The sequence below is a fragment of the Nodosilinea sp. LEGE 06152 genome (genome assembly GCF_015207525.1).
Taxonomy (GTDB): Bacteria; Cyanobacteriota; Cyanobacteriia; order Phormidesmidales; family Phormidesmidaceae; genus Nodosilinea.
This window is the reverse complement of sequence record NZ_JADEWR010000001.1, coordinates 307,470-323,041: the sequence shown is the minus strand read 5'-3', so window position 1 is coordinate 323,041 and position 15,572 is coordinate 307,470. Positions and strand designations below refer to the sequence as shown.

General features: G+C 59.3%; 16 protein-coding genes. 10 read left to right on the top strand and 6 right to left on the bottom strand.

The features are described 5' to 3' along the window. Nucleotides 1–16 precede the first annotated feature (16 nt). Together IQ265_RS01490 and IQ265_RS01485 are read left to right on the top strand one after the other, a co-directional pair. Complete coding sequence (locus tag IQ265_RS01490) at nt 17–1,444, top strand: hemolysin family protein (protein WP_194050437.1); 1,428 nt, start codon at nt 17–19, stop codon at nt 1,442–1,444. 398 nt (nt 1,445–1,842) lie between these two features. Next, nucleotides 1,843–2,892, top strand: coding sequence for a Gfo/Idh/MocA family oxidoreductase (locus tag IQ265_RS01485; protein ID WP_194050436.1), 1,050 nt, complete (start codon nt 1,843–1,845; stop codon nt 2,890–2,892). 45 nt (nt 2,893–2,937) lie between these two features. Here IQ265_RS01485 and IQ265_RS01480 read toward each other — a convergent pair whose 3' ends face one another. Then, nucleotides 2,938–3,513, bottom strand: a complete 576-nt coding sequence (locus IQ265_RS01480) for a L,D-transpeptidase (RefSeq protein ID WP_194050435.1) — start codon at nt 3,511–3,513, stop codon at nt 2,938–2,940. Nucleotides 3,514–3,653: 140 nt separating this feature from the next. On the opposite strand from IQ265_RS01480, the gene lipA reads away from it, so the two are divergent. The 3 genes from lipA (at nt 3,654) to IQ265_RS01465 (ending at nt 5,681) form a co-directional block, all read left to right on the top strand. Beyond that, nucleotides 3,654–4,523 (top strand): lipoyl synthase, encoded by an 870-nt coding sequence (gene lipA / locus IQ265_RS01475; RefSeq protein WP_194050434.1) that lies wholly within the window; start codon nt 3,654–3,656, stop codon nt 4,521–4,523. Nucleotides 4,524–4,650: 127 nt separating this feature from the next. Next, nucleotides 4,651–5,211, top strand: a complete 561-nt coding sequence (locus IQ265_RS01470) for a CAP domain-containing protein (protein WP_228037460.1) — start codon at nt 4,651–4,653, stop codon at nt 5,209–5,211. Nucleotides 5,212–5,438: 227 nt separating this feature from the next. Continuing rightward, the gene (locus IQ265_RS01465; RefSeq protein WP_194050433.1) at nt 5,439–5,681 is read left to right on the top strand and encodes a DUF4327 family protein; all 243 of its coding nucleotides are present in this window, start codon (nt 5,439–5,441) and stop codon (nt 5,679–5,681) included. Nucleotides 5,682–5,691: 10 nt separating this feature from the next. Here the strand turns inward: IQ265_RS01465 and IQ265_RS01460 are convergent, their stop codons facing one another. Further along, complete coding sequence (locus tag IQ265_RS01460; RefSeq protein ID WP_228037459.1) at nt 5,692–6,087, bottom strand: helix-turn-helix domain-containing protein; 396 nt, start codon at nt 6,085–6,087, stop codon at nt 5,692–5,694. A gap of 419 nt (nt 6,088–6,506) precedes the next feature. On the opposite strand from IQ265_RS01460, the gene rlmB reads away from it, so the two are divergent. Both rlmB and IQ265_RS01450 read left to right on the top strand, forming a co-directional pair. Beyond that, entirely contained in the window at nt 6,507–7,901 is a 1,395-nt protein-coding gene (rlmB, locus tag IQ265_RS01455; RefSeq protein ID WP_194050432.1) for a 23S rRNA (guanosine(2251)-2'-O)-methyltransferase RlmB, read from the top strand. 45 nt (nt 7,902–7,946) lie between these two features. Continuing rightward, entirely contained in the window at nt 7,947–8,240 is a 294-nt protein-coding gene (locus IQ265_RS01450) for a DUF1816 domain-containing protein (protein WP_194050431.1), read from the top strand. A 33-nt stretch (nt 8,241–8,273) separates the two neighbouring features. Here IQ265_RS01450 and IQ265_RS01445 read toward each other — a convergent pair whose 3' ends face one another. Both IQ265_RS01445 and IQ265_RS01440 read right to left on the bottom strand, forming a co-directional pair. Next, nucleotides 8,274–9,098, bottom strand: coding sequence for an alpha/beta hydrolase (locus IQ265_RS01445; RefSeq protein WP_194050430.1), 825 nt, complete (start codon nt 9,096–9,098; stop codon nt 8,274–8,276). A 191-nt stretch (nt 9,099–9,289) separates the two neighbouring features. Next, the gene (locus IQ265_RS01440; RefSeq protein ID WP_194050429.1) at nt 9,290–10,915 is read right to left on the bottom strand and encodes a hypothetical protein; all 1,626 of its coding nucleotides are present in this window, start codon (nt 10,913–10,915) and stop codon (nt 9,290–9,292) included. Between the two features lie 178 nt (nt 10,916–11,093). Between IQ265_RS01440 and IQ265_RS01435 the strand changes: the two genes are divergently transcribed. Continuing rightward, nucleotides 11,094–11,975, top strand: a complete 882-nt coding sequence (locus tag IQ265_RS01435) for a DMT family transporter (RefSeq protein ID WP_194050428.1) — start codon at nt 11,094–11,096, stop codon at nt 11,973–11,975. Between the two features lie 8 nt (nt 11,976–11,983). Here the strand turns inward: IQ265_RS01435 and IQ265_RS01430 are convergent, their stop codons facing one another. Beyond that, a complete protein-coding gene (locus IQ265_RS01430) occupies nt 11,984–12,499 on the bottom strand; it encodes a pyridoxamine 5'-phosphate oxidase family protein (RefSeq protein WP_194050427.1) in 516 nt (171 codons plus the stop codon). 93 nt (nt 12,500–12,592) lie between these two features. Here IQ265_RS01430 and IQ265_RS01425 point away from each other — a divergent pair, with 93 nt between their 5' ends. Together IQ265_RS01425 and IQ265_RS01420 are read left to right on the top strand one after the other, a co-directional pair. Then, nucleotides 12,593–13,171 carry an SRPBCC family protein gene (locus IQ265_RS01425; RefSeq protein WP_194050426.1) on the top strand — a complete coding sequence of 193 codons (579 nt, stop codon included), beginning with the start codon at nt 12,593–12,595 and terminating at the stop codon, nt 13,169–13,171. Nucleotides 13,172–13,523: 352 nt separating this feature from the next. After that, nucleotides 13,524–13,841: a hypothetical protein gene (locus IQ265_RS01420; RefSeq protein WP_194050425.1), complete on the top strand. Its 318-nt coding sequence runs from the start codon at nt 13,524–13,526 to the stop codon at nt 13,839–13,841. Nucleotides 13,842–13,958: 117 nt separating this feature from the next. Here the strand turns inward: IQ265_RS01420 and IQ265_RS01415 are convergent, their stop codons facing one another. Further along, a complete protein-coding gene (locus IQ265_RS01415; RefSeq protein WP_194050424.1) occupies nt 13,959–15,359 on the bottom strand; it encodes an IctB family putative bicarbonate transporter in 1,401 nt (466 codons plus the stop codon). Nucleotides 15,360–15,572: the final 213 nt, after the last annotated feature.

The window sequence follows — 15,572 nt, the reverse complement described above, 5'->3', positions numbered from 1 at the left end:
TCTTAGGCACTGGATCATGGGCGTTTTTCCCTATGTATTAGCCGTCGTTATTCCCGAACAGCTGCCAGGAGCCGCGATCGCATCACGGCTCCTGGCCGTGCTAATGCTGATTGGCATCAACGCTTTTTTTGTGGCGGCAGAGTTTTCGATGGTGTCGGTGCGGCGATCGCGCATTAGCCAGCTGGTCTCTGAGGGCGATGTGCAGGCCAAAACGGTGCAGCAGCTCCAGCGCAGCCTCGATCGCCTGCTGTCTACCACCCAGTTGGGCATTACCCTCTCTAGCCTGGCGCTGGGGTGGGTGGGCGAAGGTACCATGGCCGTCACCCTGGCCTTCTGGATTAGCCAAACGCCCCTCAGCCCAGCTCGAAGCGAGGCTTTGGCCCACGCCCTGGCGATTCCGGTCGCGTTTTTTTTGGTCGCCTACCTGCAAATTGTGCTGGGAGAACTGTGCCCTAAATCGGTGGCCATGCTCTACCCCGAGCAGGTGGCTCGATTTTTAGGCCCCCCTAGCCTGACCATTGCCCGCCTGTTTAACCCCTTCATCTGGATCTTGATTCAGTCGACCCGGCTGCTGCTGCGGCTGGTCAACATTCGCTACAGCGACCAGGTCAGCTACAGCCGCCTCACCCCCGAAGAACTCCAGCTAATCATTCGCACCACGACCGAAACTCCGGGACTGGAGGCCGAAGAGCGCGAGCTGCTCAACAACGTATTCGAGTTTCGCGACGTCACCGCCGAAGAGATCATGGTGCCCCGCACCCAGATCCACGCTATTCCCCTAGCCGCCACCTTTGGGGAGCTGATTGAGGTAGTGGCCACCACCGAGCACTCCCGCTACCCGGTGATAGGGGACTCCCTCGACGACATCCAGGGCATGGTAGAGCTGAAGCAGTTTTTGCAGCCCCTGGCCCGTCAGCAAATTAATGCCGAGACTCCCCTGCGGGCCTGGGTCAAACCGGCTCGGTTTGTGCCTGAGCACACCCCCCTGCACGAGCTGCTGGCTACTATGCAGCGCACTGGTCAGGAGCTCGTCATTGTTGTTGATGAGTTTGGCGGCACGGCCGGGCTGCTCACCCTCCACGACTTAACCACCGAAATTATTGGCGATATTCACGAGCCCGATGACCAGGAGCGGCTGGTGCAGCTGCTGGCCGATCAGTCGTACCGAATCAAGGCTCACACCGACCTTGAAGAGGTTAACGAACTGCTCAACCTGGCCCTACCCTACGCCGATGACTACCAAACTCTCGGCGGATTTCTAATCTACCAAATGCAAAAAATTCCGCGCTCGGGCGATCGCCTGATATTCGCCGACCACGAGTGGGTGGTGCTCTCGACCGATGGCCCCCGGCTCCAAGACATTCTGGTGCGATCGCTCGATTCTCTACCGCTGGGGAATGAGTCAGACGGCGCGGCGGGTACTGCCTCTACCGACTCCGATTAGACTTCTATGCCCTAGGGAGATGAGCATTATGCCTTGAGTAGTCGGGGGCAGACGATCGCGATCGACCAGGGATTCAGCCCCCTAGACAGCTATTTAACTGCCACAGGTCGCTCGACGGCTCACCCAGCCATCAGTAGCATAAAAAAGCAGGCAAAAATTCGGAAAACGAGCATGGAGCTGTGCCAGATTGCGAATCTGGTCGTAAATCTATGCTTCTCTGGTGGGGAATGTCGCTATTCTTTACAGTGTGAAGCATTGTGATAGTATCTGAGTAATTTTACCTGGCCGTCCCAGTTCTCCACTTGCTCTGACGTTCGCAACCCACTCGCTGTCGACGTATCTTTGTCTCCCTAGGAAGGACAGGCGTGCAAAACTCCATGTTGTCATCTGCCTTAGACATGCACCTATCTCGCAACCTACCAGATCCTATTCGTGTCGGCGTTATTGGCGTGGGCAACATGGGCCAGCACCATACCCGCGTTCTCAGCCGGTTCAAAGATGTAGAGCTCGTTGGGGTGTCAGATGTCAACGTGGAGCGGGGGCTCGACACCGCTGGCAAGTACAGAATTCGGTTTTTTGAAGACTACCAAGAGCTGCTCAAGCACGTCGATGCCGTGTGCGTAGCGGTGCCAACTCGACTGCACCACGCCGTGGGCATGGCCTGTTTGCAGGCGGGCGTACATATTTTGATTGAAAAACCCATTGCCGCCAGCATTGCCGAGGCAGAGTCATTGGTCAATGCAGCGGCGGCAACCAACTGCATTTTGCAGGTGGGTCACATCGAGCGGTTTAACCCGGCCTTTCAAGAACTCCACAAGGTGCTCAAGACCGAAGAACTGCTGGCCCTCGAAGCCCGCCGCATGAGCCCCTACTCCCAGCGGGCCAACGACGTGTCCGTGGTGCTCGACCTGATGATCCACGACATTGACCTCCTGCTAGAGCTAGCAGGGTCAACGGTAGCCACCCTCACCGCCAGCGGCAGCCGGGCCTCTAACTCTGGGTATCTAGACTACGTCACCGCCACCCTGGGCTTTAGCAATGGCATTGTGGCTACGCTGACTTCCAGCAAGGTCACCCACCGCAAAATTCGCAGCATTACGGCCCACTGCAAAAACTCCCTCACCGACGCCGATTTTCTCAACAACGAGATTTTGATTCACCGGCAGACCACCGCCGACTGCTCCTCCGACTACGGCCAGGTGCTCTACCGCCAGGACGGCTTAATCGAGAAAGTCTATACCAGCAACATCGAGCCGCTCCATGCCGAGCTAGAGCACTTTATCAACTGTGTGCGCGGCGGCGAAAAACCCTCCGTCGGCGGCGAGCAGGCACTCAAAGCCCTCAGGCTAGCCAGCCTAATTGAGCAGATGGCCCTAGACGGCAAACCCTGGCACCACTTCGACCTGACTGCTGTGGGCAACGAACTTCCCGTAGCGGTGCAGGTTTAGGGCTTACGACCATAGGCGCTGATCAAAGGCCCCGCAACCCTAACTTTACGGCACCACCTGAATGGGGGTGCCTATTTTGATGTGGCTGTAGAGCGTGTGAATATCTGCTTCCAGCATCCTTACGCAGCCGTGGGAAACGGCCTCGCCAATTAGCGTCTCCTGGTTGGTGCCGTGGATGCCGATGTGATACTGCCCCTGCAGCGCAAAGCCAATCCAGCGGGAGCCGAGGGGGTTACTCGGGCCAGGGCCAACCGCTTCTTTAGTAATGGGGTGCTGCCACACCGGGTTGGTACGCATGTCGCGGACGGCAAATTCGCCCGTAGGGGTTTGCCAGTCATCCTGACCAATGGCCACCGCAAACTCGCCGCGCACGGCATCGTTTTGGTAGAGGGTAAGTCGTCGCCGGCTCAGGCTGATCACCACGCGGGTGTTGGCGGTGATCAAAGTTTCGGGGGCCTGGGTAATGATCGTCGTCAGACGAACCAAACCCGTGCGCTCAAAGGGAGCCTCAAACCGCCAGCGCGAATTTACCTGGTCTTGCCAGGTAGCGGCAGCCAGCAGACCGGCCGCGCCGTAGCACAGCACCATCAGACAGCGATTTAGGGGAGCTGGCGCATCCATAGGCCGTTTTGATCGATCCCACCCAACTCCAGCATACTGCTATCCCCAGGTTCTAGGCTGTTTGCAGCGCAGTGCCCCAGGGCAAGTGCTGCGGGGGTTGATATGATTGAGTCACAGACATAGTGTCGGGGTTAAAAACTGTGGCGGTAAAACCAGAGTGGTTACGGGTAAAAGCCCCTCAGTGGGAACGGATAGGCGAAGTTAAGTCAATTCTGCAAGATCTAGGCCTTAACACCGTTTGTGAAGAGGCTTCGTGCCCCAACATTGGTGAGTGCTTTAAGGCGGGTACAGCTACGTTTTTGATCATGGGACCAGCCTGTACCCGCGCCTGCCCCTACTGCGACATTGACTTTGAGAAAAAGCCCCAGGTGCTCGACCCTACCGAACCTCTGCGCCTGGCCGAGTCGGTGCGACGCATGGGGCTCAACCACGTGGTGATTACGTCGGTTAACCGCGACGATCTGGCCGACGGCGGCGCTAGCCAGTTTGTGGCCTGCATTGAGGCGGTCAAACAAACGACCCCCGACACCACCATTGAAGTGTTGATCCCCGACCTGTGCGGCAACTGGTCAGCGCTGGAAACCATTCTCGCGTCGCGCCCCCACGTGCTCAACCACAATACCGAGACTGTGCCCCGCCTCTACCGGCGGGTGCGGCCCCAGGGCAATTACGCCCGCTCCCTTGAACTGCTGCGGCGCAGTCGAGCGCTGGCTCCCTGGGTTTATACCAAGTCGGGTTTGATGATGGGGCTGGGCGAAACCGATGCCGAAGTGCAGCAGGTGATGGATGACCTGCGGGCCGTAGACTGCGACATTCTGACCCTAGGTCAGTACCTTTCGCCGGGGCCAAAGCATTTACCGGTGGCAGAGTTTATTACCCCGGCTCAGTTTGACGCCTGGCGGGTGGCAGGCGAGGTCAAGGGGTTTTTGCAGGTGGTGTCATCACCGCTGACGCGCAGTTCGTACCACGCTGAGGCGGTGCGGCAGCTCATGGCACTGCATCCTCGCTAGGGATTAAGTGCAGTTTGGGAAGACTAGCTGAGCAACTGTCGGTGAAGCCGGTGGAACCGACCCTTTTGAGCTGCGTCAAAGGGGAGGGCAGGGGCGTCTACAGCACCATCATCTTTAGGAGATAGCCATGCAGCCATGGAAACACATGCTACGCCCTCGACCTAATAGCGCCGTACTGCTTGCAGCGATTTTGGCGGGGCTGCTGCCGGGGTTGGGAATGCCAGCGGCGATTCATGCAGCGATTCCTCAGGGGATCGCCCAGACCTCCGACACAACATCGGGTGTAACAATAGCCCAGGCCGATGTCACGATCGCCCAGGAGCTGCTGCGGTTGGTCAATGCTGAACGCCAGCGCGTCAATGCACCGCCCCTGGTGCTGAACGAAAAACTCACTGCCGCCGCCCAGCGCCACGCCCAGGACATGGCGACCAGCCGCCGCATGAGCCACACCGGTTCTGACGGCTCAACAATGCGATCGCGCATTGACGCCACTGGGTACCGGTGGTCAACCATTGGCGAAAACGTTGCTATGGGCCAGCCCACCGCCGCCGCCGTAATGAGCGCCTGGATGAATAGCCCTGGCCACCGCCAAAACATTCTCAACCCGGCCTTTACCGAGCTGGGGGTGGGGCAAGCCACCGGGAGCGGGCGAATCTATTGGACACAGGTATTCGGTAGACCGCTTTAGAAAAAGGGCTGTGGCCGCAGAGCGGCCTGCCAAAAGTGGATGGATGCGATTGTCCTGAACCAGCGATCGCATCCATCAAACGGTGTACTAGGCTACAATATTGCGCTTGGTAAACAAAGGTAAAGGATACGCATCATCTGCTTTGATTGCCAAAATTAGGGTCGCACTATGTATATGGGTGGTAAGTAAATGTCCCCATTGCCATCCAGTACAGGAGGGCTACAGCTATGACCACGACAACCACACGACCGCGGCTTAGTCAGCACTACACAATCGATGTCATTCGCGACGAAGCCAAGCAATTGGTAGACTGCGGCATCCTAGACCGCTGTCAGCCAATTTGCGCCCTTTGCGGCTATATTGCCGCGCGCGAATGGCCCTACATTGAGGCTGAGCTGGAGAAAAATGACTACGGCCTGCGCGATCGCATTGGCGACTTGATCCCCCACGAGACCTGGAGCAACGACTGACCAGGGACGGCTATCGGCCGCGAGGGCCGTAGAGCGTAGGCTGGCGATTCTTAGCGGGATCGCTACGCGAATCGCCAGGGCTATGCACCAGCCAGTGCTGCCCCACCTGGTTGAGAGCAGCCATAATGGGCTGCACCTCGCGCCCCTTCGCAGTGAGCGAGTATTCAACCCGTGGGGGCACCTCCGGAAAAACAGTGCGCTTTACTAAGCCGTAGCTCTCTAGCTCCCGCAGGCGGGCAGTTAAAGTTTTGGTACTAATACCAGGCAGCGCCGACAAAAACTCGTTCGTGCGGCGACTGCCCTGAAACAGCTCTTGCAGAATGAGGATGGCCCATTTGCTGCCAATGTACGACAGGACCAGATGAACCGGACAATCGAGCTTCGCACCGTTGGATGGGTGAGGCATTGGCATCACTCCGGTATGGGCATGTTATTTTCCATTGTGAAGGATCATTTTGGGGATGTGGCTGATGTGTCACCAGATGCTGAAGATTTAAGCTTTTTTTCCAACCTGAGCCTAAACGCCTGCAGCCCCAACCTATCTGGCTTAGTTCCACCAGGTGGGGCCATCTACAGACAGCGCATAGGTAGACGGCTGGCATTTAAGGGTTTAAAACCCTTACTAAGGAAAGGTTTCTAGCCTGGCTCCTCAACTACAGGGCGATCGCCCCTGCTATTGCCCTGCTACTAGCTCAACAAGCCCACTGCTGCTTTTCTTACGGCAGAGTGGGGCAATAAAACCAGAATGCTGGGGTAAGGGAGTAGGACGTGCTAGCCTAGGTTTTCTGCTTATTTTTGGTTCCTAACCCCGTATCAGGTGTGGCCATGCCGACCCCAAAGCCTTCTCGCAACCCCAACCGTCCCTCTGGGGCCAAGCCTCGCCAGCAGTCTGAAGGCTACCGGGGAGGTAAACCCCGCCAGGGTGAAGGCAAACCCCGCTACGGTGACGACCGGCCTCGCCAAAGCGACAAGCCCCGCTACGGTGACGACAAACCCCGCTACCAGGGCGACAAGCCTCGCTACGGTGACGACAAGCCGCGCTACGCTGGTGCCAAGCCCCGCCACGGCGACGAAAAGCCGCGCTACAAAGACGATAAACCGCGCTACGGCGACGGCAAACCCCGCCATAGGGACGATAAATCCCGCCCGCAGGGCGACCAGCCTCGCTACGACGGCAGTCCACGCCGAGATGAAAAGCCCCGCTACAAAGACAGTAAGCCGCGCTACCAGGGTGACCAGCCTCGCTACGACGGCAGTCCGCGCCGAGATGAAAAGCCCCGCTACCAGGGCGGCGATTCGCGTAGCGATTCGTTTCGGCGCTCCACCTCTGCTCCACCCCGCCAGCTGGGAGTCAGTAGCGAAGGGCTCGGTGAAGGCAACGAAAGACAAGACGAAACTGATCTAATCTACGGTCGTCACGCGGTCGAGGCCGCTCTGCAGGCTCAGCGCCCCCTCAACCGAGTCTGGGTTAACGATCGCATTCGCTACGATCCCCGGTTTCTGCCGCTGATTGACGCAGCCAAGGCAAGCGGTGCCGTCATCGACGAGGTCGACACCAAGCGACTCAACCAGATTACCGGCGGAGCCAACCACCAGGGGATCGCGGCCCAAGCGGCGGCTCATACCTATCACGACCTCGACGAGATGATCGAAACCGCCCTGGGGGCAACTAAAGTACCGGTCATTATCGCGGCCGACAGCATTACCGATCCCCACAATTTGGGGGCCATTATTCGCACCGCTGAAGCCCTGGGTGCCCAGGGAATGGTGATCCCCCAGCGGCGGGCGGCGGGGGTAACGGCCACGGTGGCCAAGGTCGCCGCAGGTGCCCTAGAGCATTTGCCCGTGGCGCGAGTCGTCAACCTCAAACGCGCCCTCGACACCCTTAAAGAAAAGGGATTTTGGATCTACGGACTGTCTTCAGAGGCCAGCCAGCCGGTACACCGCACCACCTTTGATCGCCCGACGGTGATTGTGGTGGGGGCCGAGGGCAGTGGTCTCAGCCTTACCGTGCAGCAGAGCTGCGACACGCTGGTATCGATTCCGCTACGCGGCACGGTTCCTAGCTTAAATGCATCGGTGGCTACAGGCATGGCTCTCTATGAGATCTATCGTCATCAATGGACGGCGCAACTACAAATTTCCTCTTTGCAAAATCAAAAGCAAGGCAGTATAACGAAACATGGGATAGCGTTGCCCCAGGACGGTTTAGAACCGTGATTTCCCCATAAAAAATCTTTAGAACTCGGCAGATAGGCAGGATCTATGAAGCATCTTTTAGGTCGTTTTTTAGCGAGCGTTTTAGGCCAAGACAAAGCCTGGTGGGTCGAGATCAAGACCAATTCACCCGCCTGCACCTACTACTTTGGCCCCTTTGATAGTGAGTCTGAGGCTCATGCCGCTAAGGGTGGCTACATTGAAGATCTTGAGCAGGAAGGGGCACAGAAAATTCAAACCGTGGTGCAGCTGTGCAGCCGTCCTGAGCAGCTGACCATTACCGATGAGTGGGATACTCCTGTGGGTGGGTTTTCGACTCCCGCCTTCAGCGGTCGGCCCTAGCCCAAGTTCTGTCATCGCCATTATTGGCTAGGCCTAGTGTTCTAGACCTAGCGCTTGTTTGTGTTGCGCTAACCATTGGTGAATATCCTGCAGCACCTGCTCCGGAATTTCCCAAGGCAGCAGGTGGGCAGTGTTTGGGTAGCAATGGCTCTCGGCCTGGGGCAGGTGAGCGGCGGTTTCTAGGCTGGCCTGGGCGGTAATGTGGCAATCCTCGGCCCCACAGAGCACCAGGCAAGGAACCGCGATCGCACCCAGGTCGGGCAGCCGGTTGTAGCGGCGTCCTAGGGCGCTGTTGAGGGCGCGATTGGCCTGGGGTGAGGTGCCCAGGTAGGCTCCAAAGCCTTCTTTGGCCAAACGGTGGTAGGCCTGGGGCGAATGCTGCCGCAGCAGGTATCGGTAGAGCGATCGCTTTCCCAGACCATCCATCACCCAGGGATGACCTGGGATCACAACATTAAGCACTGAGGCCAGCCCGGTATTGACGAGTTCTGGCCAGGCCACAGGCGGATGAGCACCCACAGGCCGAGCCGCTGTCGCAATTAAAATCAGGCCGGCGACGCGATTGGGGTGGCGCAGGGCTAGCTCGATCGCTAAAATTCCGCCTAACGACCAGCCGAGCACCAGGCAGCGCTCTACCCGCTGGGTATCGAGCAGTTCAACCAGGTCGTTGAGGCTATCCTCGAGTTCAAAGGGCAATGGCGTCCGGCTGCGGCCGTAGCCCCGCAGGTCTGGGGCCAGGGTTTGGTAGCGATCGCTCAGGCTTTCGGTAAACACCGACATAGTTTTAGCCGATCCAGGGTGGCCGTGCAGGCACAGAATGGGAAAGCCAGTCCCCCGGATCTCGCAGTGAAGTCGCATAGTGTGGCCGGTTTTGAACCCTATGTGGCTGCCCAACCATAGCTTTGGTTCGGCCTTGTACTCTCGGCTCTATTGTAAGAATTCGGCAATTAAGTTGCCGGTATCCTCAAAACATCGGCAGATTTCCCCCCGAAAGCTGTAAACCGGAACCGTCGGCCAACGGTTTTTGCTGATCTCGAACTCGGGTTGGCTTAATTTAAGGGTGGGGCAGAGCGAGAGTCGTCGGCAGCGGGTTCAGCGGCAACCCCGTTCGCCTCCAGGCAAGCAGCGGCAGGCTCAGCTTTGCTCAACCTCTCCCCCGGCCGTAGAGCAGCATCGGCCGAGCCAGCGCCGATCAGCATAGACAGCTGATCGAGCTGCTGACCAGCCGACTGCGGATCAGTCCCGGTCTGAGCTTCGGGGTTGAGGGGGCGATCGCTCGCCTGAAAGCAGTAGGCAAGCGGCAGGTCTTTGGAGCTGGCTTCGGGCTGGGGGTTGAGGCTTAGAGACTCCGGCTGAGACTGGCCCTGATGCGCTGAGAAGCTCGCGCTAGTTGTTTGAGCCTCTAGAATTTGGGCTTCAGATACCGGAGCTTCTGAAGCCTGGATCGCTGGCGGCTGCGCCCCTAACCCCTGCGGTGCAGCGGCTCTAGGCACAGTCAAGGCGGCATCAGACGAGGTTACGGCGGCTGGGCGCAGGGGGGTGAGGCGCGGCGTGCCCGGGTTGAGGGGCAGGCTTTCGGGGGGCGCAGTAGCCGCAGATCGGCCCAAGGGTGCGACTCCCAAGGGGATCGCTTCGCGAATCGCGGTCTCAGGTTGAGCGGTGCGCCCCTGGTTGTGGTGGGTAAGGGTTGTCGGGGCCGATGCCTCTACCTGCGGGGGCGTTAGCGTGAGGGCAGGCGTGGCACTCGACTGATGGGCGGTAGCTGGCTCAGAATCAGCCGCTGCTGAAACAGGAGCAACCTCCCCAGCGGTGGTAGCTAGGGGAGCAGCGGGTAGGGGAGCAGCGGGGGACGGAGCGACGGGTGACGGGGAGGCGGGCGAGGGTTGAGCCGCTACCGCCGCTGGCGCATCTGCTGGGGAGGCCAGCGTAATCGCCTGTGACGTAGCGCCGTGCAGCCGGGCGGTTAGCCCCTCGGGCACCCCGGCGGCTGCGGTGGTAATTGTCGGGGCCGGCTGCTGCGATCGCGCGCTGTAGCCCTGATGCCGCGCAGGAGCAACGGAGTAGCTGTCGGTCGGTCGGGCAGAAGCAACCGGCCCCAGGTCGATGGCTGTGCTAGCGGTCGAAGACAGCCCCAGTTCTGGGGCCGCCACATTGGGCCGTGCCACATTGGGCTGGGATAGCGTAGGCAAAGCGGTGACTCCCACATCACTGGGAGGGGTAGGCAACGCTTCAGAACGCGTTTCTAGGGGTTGCTCTGCTGCGGGCACCGGACGAGGAGGCGTGGAGGTGAGGGCGGCAGGCAGCGGGGCTGTGGCCAGGGGGGTATTGGAGGACAACCTTGACCCGTGCTGTGTCCGCAGGCGCTGCAATCGTGCGCGCAGCTGATCGGCCTGGGGCAGCGTTTGCCCAGCACCGCTGGACCGACTGACCACAGGTGAAGCCTGAGACGATCGCGGGCTGAAGCGAGCCCGATCGAGGCCCCCCTGCCTGGGCCGCAGCTCGGGGCGAGCCATGGGGCTAGAGGAGGTGGCCCTCAACCCTGGCTGAGCGTTGACCTCAGCCGCGTCATCGCTTTCGGGCGGGGCCGTGCCCAAATCTGGAGGGCTAGTTTTTTCGGCGCTACAGGCCGCCAAAGCCAGTAGCCCGCTGCAGGATGCTAGAGCCCAGACACGCATAACTCAAATTTCCTAGGATTGGTCTGACTGTCTTGGTTCTCTCTACGGCAGCCGGGCGGTCAATCAGCACAATCCCCGACCAGAAGTGTAAAGATTCTGTTGCATTCCGCTATGGTGACAGTACTTAAGTTTTGCAAGACGTTTTGCAGGATGTTGGCAAACGCTGACCCAAGAGCCTATGCGCGGTGAACTAGCGGCCCTCATGGCGGCCTGTCTATGGGCGGTGGCCACGGTGATGTTTGGGCGGTTGGGCAAGGCGCTGTCACCCCTGGTGCTCAACCTGGCTAAGGGGGCGATCGCCCTGATGTTGCTGGCCCTTACCCTGCTGCTGCTGGGGCAGAGCACCGCTGGCCTAACCCGACAGGCGATCGGCTGGTTGGCCCTCAGCGGCGTAGTTGGTATTGGCCTGGGCGACACGGCCTACTTTGCCGCCATCAATCGGCTTGGCCCCCGGCGGGCCCTGCTGCTCGAAACCCTAGCTCCGCCCATCGCCGCCCTGATGGCGCTGGTGTTTTTGCAGGAGGAGCTGAGTGCCCGGTCCTGGATGGGGATCGGCCTCACCCTGGCAGGGGTGGTGTGGGTGATTGCCGAGCGGGTACCCGGCGGTGCTATCCCCGGTAGGGCTGACTATCAGGGCGTTGTTTACGGCGTACTGGCCGCTCTCGGTCAGGCCACAGGGGCCGTGATGTCGCGGGCGGTGCTGGCCGATACAGCCGTCGCCCCGCTGTGGAGTTCGCTGCTGCGGCTGGCCGGGGGCTGCGTGATCATTCTGGGTATTTTGCGCTACCAAGGGCCAGTGGTAGGGGCACTGCGGCCGCTGCGATCGCCCCGCCTACTGGCAGGAGTGACCCTGGCTGCGGTGCTGGGCACCTATATGGCCATTTATCTTCAGCAGATGGCCCTCAAGTATACGGCGGCTGGTGTAGCCCAGGCGCTGACCTCCACCAGCCCGCTGTTTGTGCTGCCGCTGGCCGCTACCCTAGGCGATCGCGTCAGTCTACGGGCGGTAGCCGGGGCGGCGGTGGCCCTGGCAGGCATTGCCGTTCTGGTCAACGGCTAGCCCTCTTGTCACTGGCCAGACGAGTTATCCGGCCCCGTTTGGGGCGGGCCAACCAGCTGGCTCAGGTTTTGAGCATCGACGGCGTAGGCGGCCCCAAACCCCATCACAAAGCGCCCACTTTGGGGGCTAAGGCAAAAAATTTGGAAATCCTCCAGCGATCGCAGCATGGCAATGATCTCCCCAAAGCGCTGCTCAAAGCGATCGGCTACAGTCTCCCAGTCGGCGGTGCCCCGGGGCAGCAGCTGAGCCCGGCAGTCGTAGGTAATGCGCTGGCGAGCAAAAACCTGACCCGCCTCGGCCTCGTCTTCGATGAGTAAAACGCCGGCCAAACCAGTATTTTGCAGGTTTTGGGTATGGGCCGACAGGCCGCTGGTGAAGATATAAAGCCGATAGTCGTCATCCATAACGTAGGGGGCATAGCTGGCCTGGGGTGCGCCCTCACCGTTGACGGTGCTCAGCATCAGGCTGTGCACTCGGGTGGGTAGCTCCTGGTAAGCCGCTAAAACTGAATCAAAACTGGGCATGGCGATGGCGGACCCGCTGCAAATACAACCGAGAATACTGTAGCTGCCGGAGCGGGTTGCGCTACAGTATTTGAAGTCTGGTTCTCAGGTATTATGTCGCGTTTATCCCGTCAGGTTCAGCCGGCTGAGGCCTATCTGGCCAAGCTAACCGATGCTGATTGGGCAGCCCTGGCCAAGCGCGATGTCGTGGTCAAGGGGGGCCAGGGTCAGTATGGCCTGATGGTTGCGACCACGGTTTCCCATGCTGCCGCCTGGGCTGTGCTAACCGACTACAGCAGCTTTGAGACATTCTTGCCGACGGTGGTCAAAAGCCGGGTGGTTGAGACAGAGGGCGATCGCACCATTGTCGAACAGATCGATCGACGGCGCATCATGCTCACCACGATGGAATCTAAGGTGCTAACCGAAAACCTGGAGCTAGACGGGCAGCAGATTAGCTTTCGTCTGCTGGAAGGCAATCTCGAATACATGTACGGCCACTGGCGCATTGATGCCGCCCCCCCGTCCCTGGGACGTGGCCTGCTGTGCCTGCTATCGCAGCAGGTGCGGGCCGAGGCCGATGTCGGCCCCTTCAAAGCGCTGTTCTACAACCTATTTGAGGCCGGGCTGGTCGACACTATGAAAGCCCTGCGAGCAGAAATGGAGCGGCGGGCCGCTTCGCCTAATCTTTAGGGAACATGAATTTTTAGGCATTTTTACGGGGTTTAGCCGAAAAACCGCAGACAGAATTGCGCTTTACCGGATACTAAAGAGAAGTACAGCAATCAAAGGTTCAGTTCATGGGCCTTTCCGGACGCTGTAGATACTCATAGAATAACGATTAAGGGATGCCCTCTACCGGGTGTCTCTTGATCCCCGCTCGGTTTGCGGTGCTCTCCCACCCTTTACTGGCCAAACATTCCGACCGCGAATGTAAGGAAATCATAAAGGACTCATAGTTTCTATACCTTCACCTGGGTAATCTCAAGGAAGGTGCTGATGGCATAGGTTGTTCGGTCGGTCGTTTGCTTTTGGTGTTTGGGACATGCACACTCCGTTTTCCGCTAGTTTTAGCCACTATGCCCCAGCCGTCGATCATTTATTGTTTTATAAAATCATCAACGACACCGACGGCATTCGGCTGCGCATTTGGGAAAGCGCTACCGACCTCGATCAAAGCCCATCGCCCTATCTCTATATTCTCAACCTGCGGGTAGCCTCTATCGCCGAGGCCAAAAAACGCCTCAAGGCTCACCTCGCCCTCAACGGCGGCACCTTGGTCACTGGTCAAACCCTGCCGTTCAAGGGCAAAGTCAAGCTCATGCCCCACGCTACCTGGGACGGCACCCAGGGAGATGACTAAGCTTACTGCCCAAGCTTCAGCCTAATTGGCTGCTACAGCCTAGTATCAAAATAGCTATTCCTAAGCAGATTGAAATAACCGTTCCCTGAGCGGAGTCGAAGGGAACTGGCTATCGCGTCATTCCTGCCGCAGTTTGAAGGAACGCTTGCCTAAGATCTGCTGGGCCGGGTAGTAGCTGGCCACGATCGCGATCGCCATCCACCACAGCGTACTGATCTGGGGCCGATACATCACCGTGTCGGCAATGCCCTGGCCGAGAATGCCGGTAATCGATGCGATCGCCCCCATCAGCCAGTAGCCCTGCTGATCTTGGGTGTCGCGCAGCCGCTGAAGCTGCACCCAGCCCTGATGAAAGATCAGCAGCAGCAGCCACAAAAAGGCCAGCAACCCCACAATACCGCCTTCTACCAGCACCTCTAAAAACACCGAGTAAGCGCTCAAGGCCGTGTAGCGAGGCCGCTGAAAGAGAGGATACACGGCATTAAAGGCATCATTGCCAGGGCCAATACCCAGAATCGGGCGAGCGCGAATCATATCTATCACCGCCGCCCACACATTCATGCGAAAGTTGTTGCTGCTGTCGGCCCGGCCCACAAACATGCTCAGCACCCGCGCCCGCAGTGAGCTGACCGAGATTACCCCCAGCACCACCACGGCCACCGCCCCACCCAACAGCAGCGGCAGCGCCCAGCGCTTCCAGAAAGGTGTAAACCAAATGCTCCAGTACTGTACCAGCAGGATCATTAGCACAAACCCGGCGATCAAGAAGCCGATCCAGCCGCCCCGGCTAAGGGTCAAAATTAGGCAGAGGGTATTGAGCAGGGTCGCCAGCAGGGCCAAGCCTTTGGGCACCCAGCGGGGCCAGGCAAACACCGCCGCCGCGCTCAGCATCACCCCTGGAATCAGGTAGCCCGCCAGCAGGTTGGGGTTGCCCAAAAAGCTGTACACCCGCGTTACGTCGGCCACTGCCGAGTTGGCGTCCACCCAGGTAGCCAGAGCCGTCGCCCCAAAGAAATACTGTCGCAACCCGTAGATCGCCACCGGTAGGGTAGTTAAGATATAGGCCAAAATTAGCAAGCCCCTGGCTCTGGGCTGTCGCGCCACCCGCGCAATCAGTAAAAACAGCAGGATATTCAGCGTTAGTTTGATCAACCCGCTGACTGCCGCCCCCCGCACAGGCGAAAGGGCCGTGGCCAGCACCATCACTCCCCAATAGACTGCTACCGACAGGTGCACTGGCGACAGGCCCGCCCCAGCCTCGTCGGTGAGGGTTAGCAGCGCCCACAGGGCCGCCGCCGCCAGCAGCAGCACCCCAATCAGCGTGGTTGAAACGTAGGGGGCCAGGGCAAACAGCACCACCACAATGGCCAAACCAATCCAGTCGCCCCAGCGCAGCAGCCAGCTGCCCTGCCGCCACCGCCGCAGCGGGGCCAGCAGCCGGTGCAAGACGCTGGCCTCGCGCCATTGCTCCAGGGCTAAGGTCGACAGGGTGAGCTGTTGCCAAACGGAGGTCAGCATAGGGCAGTAGGCAGGTGCGGTTAAATCCTCCCCATCATGCCAAGCTTTGGCCAAGTTGGGGCAGCCAATTAATTTCTCTCAAGCACAAAAAAAAATTGGACTGGGGGCTGGGGGCTGCGGTTTGGGAACCCCCTCAACCCGCCGAAGCCGGGGGCGAAACCCTTAAGAAACCGTTACGATTTGGGGCATGTTTGGTGCGTACACAATGTTTCG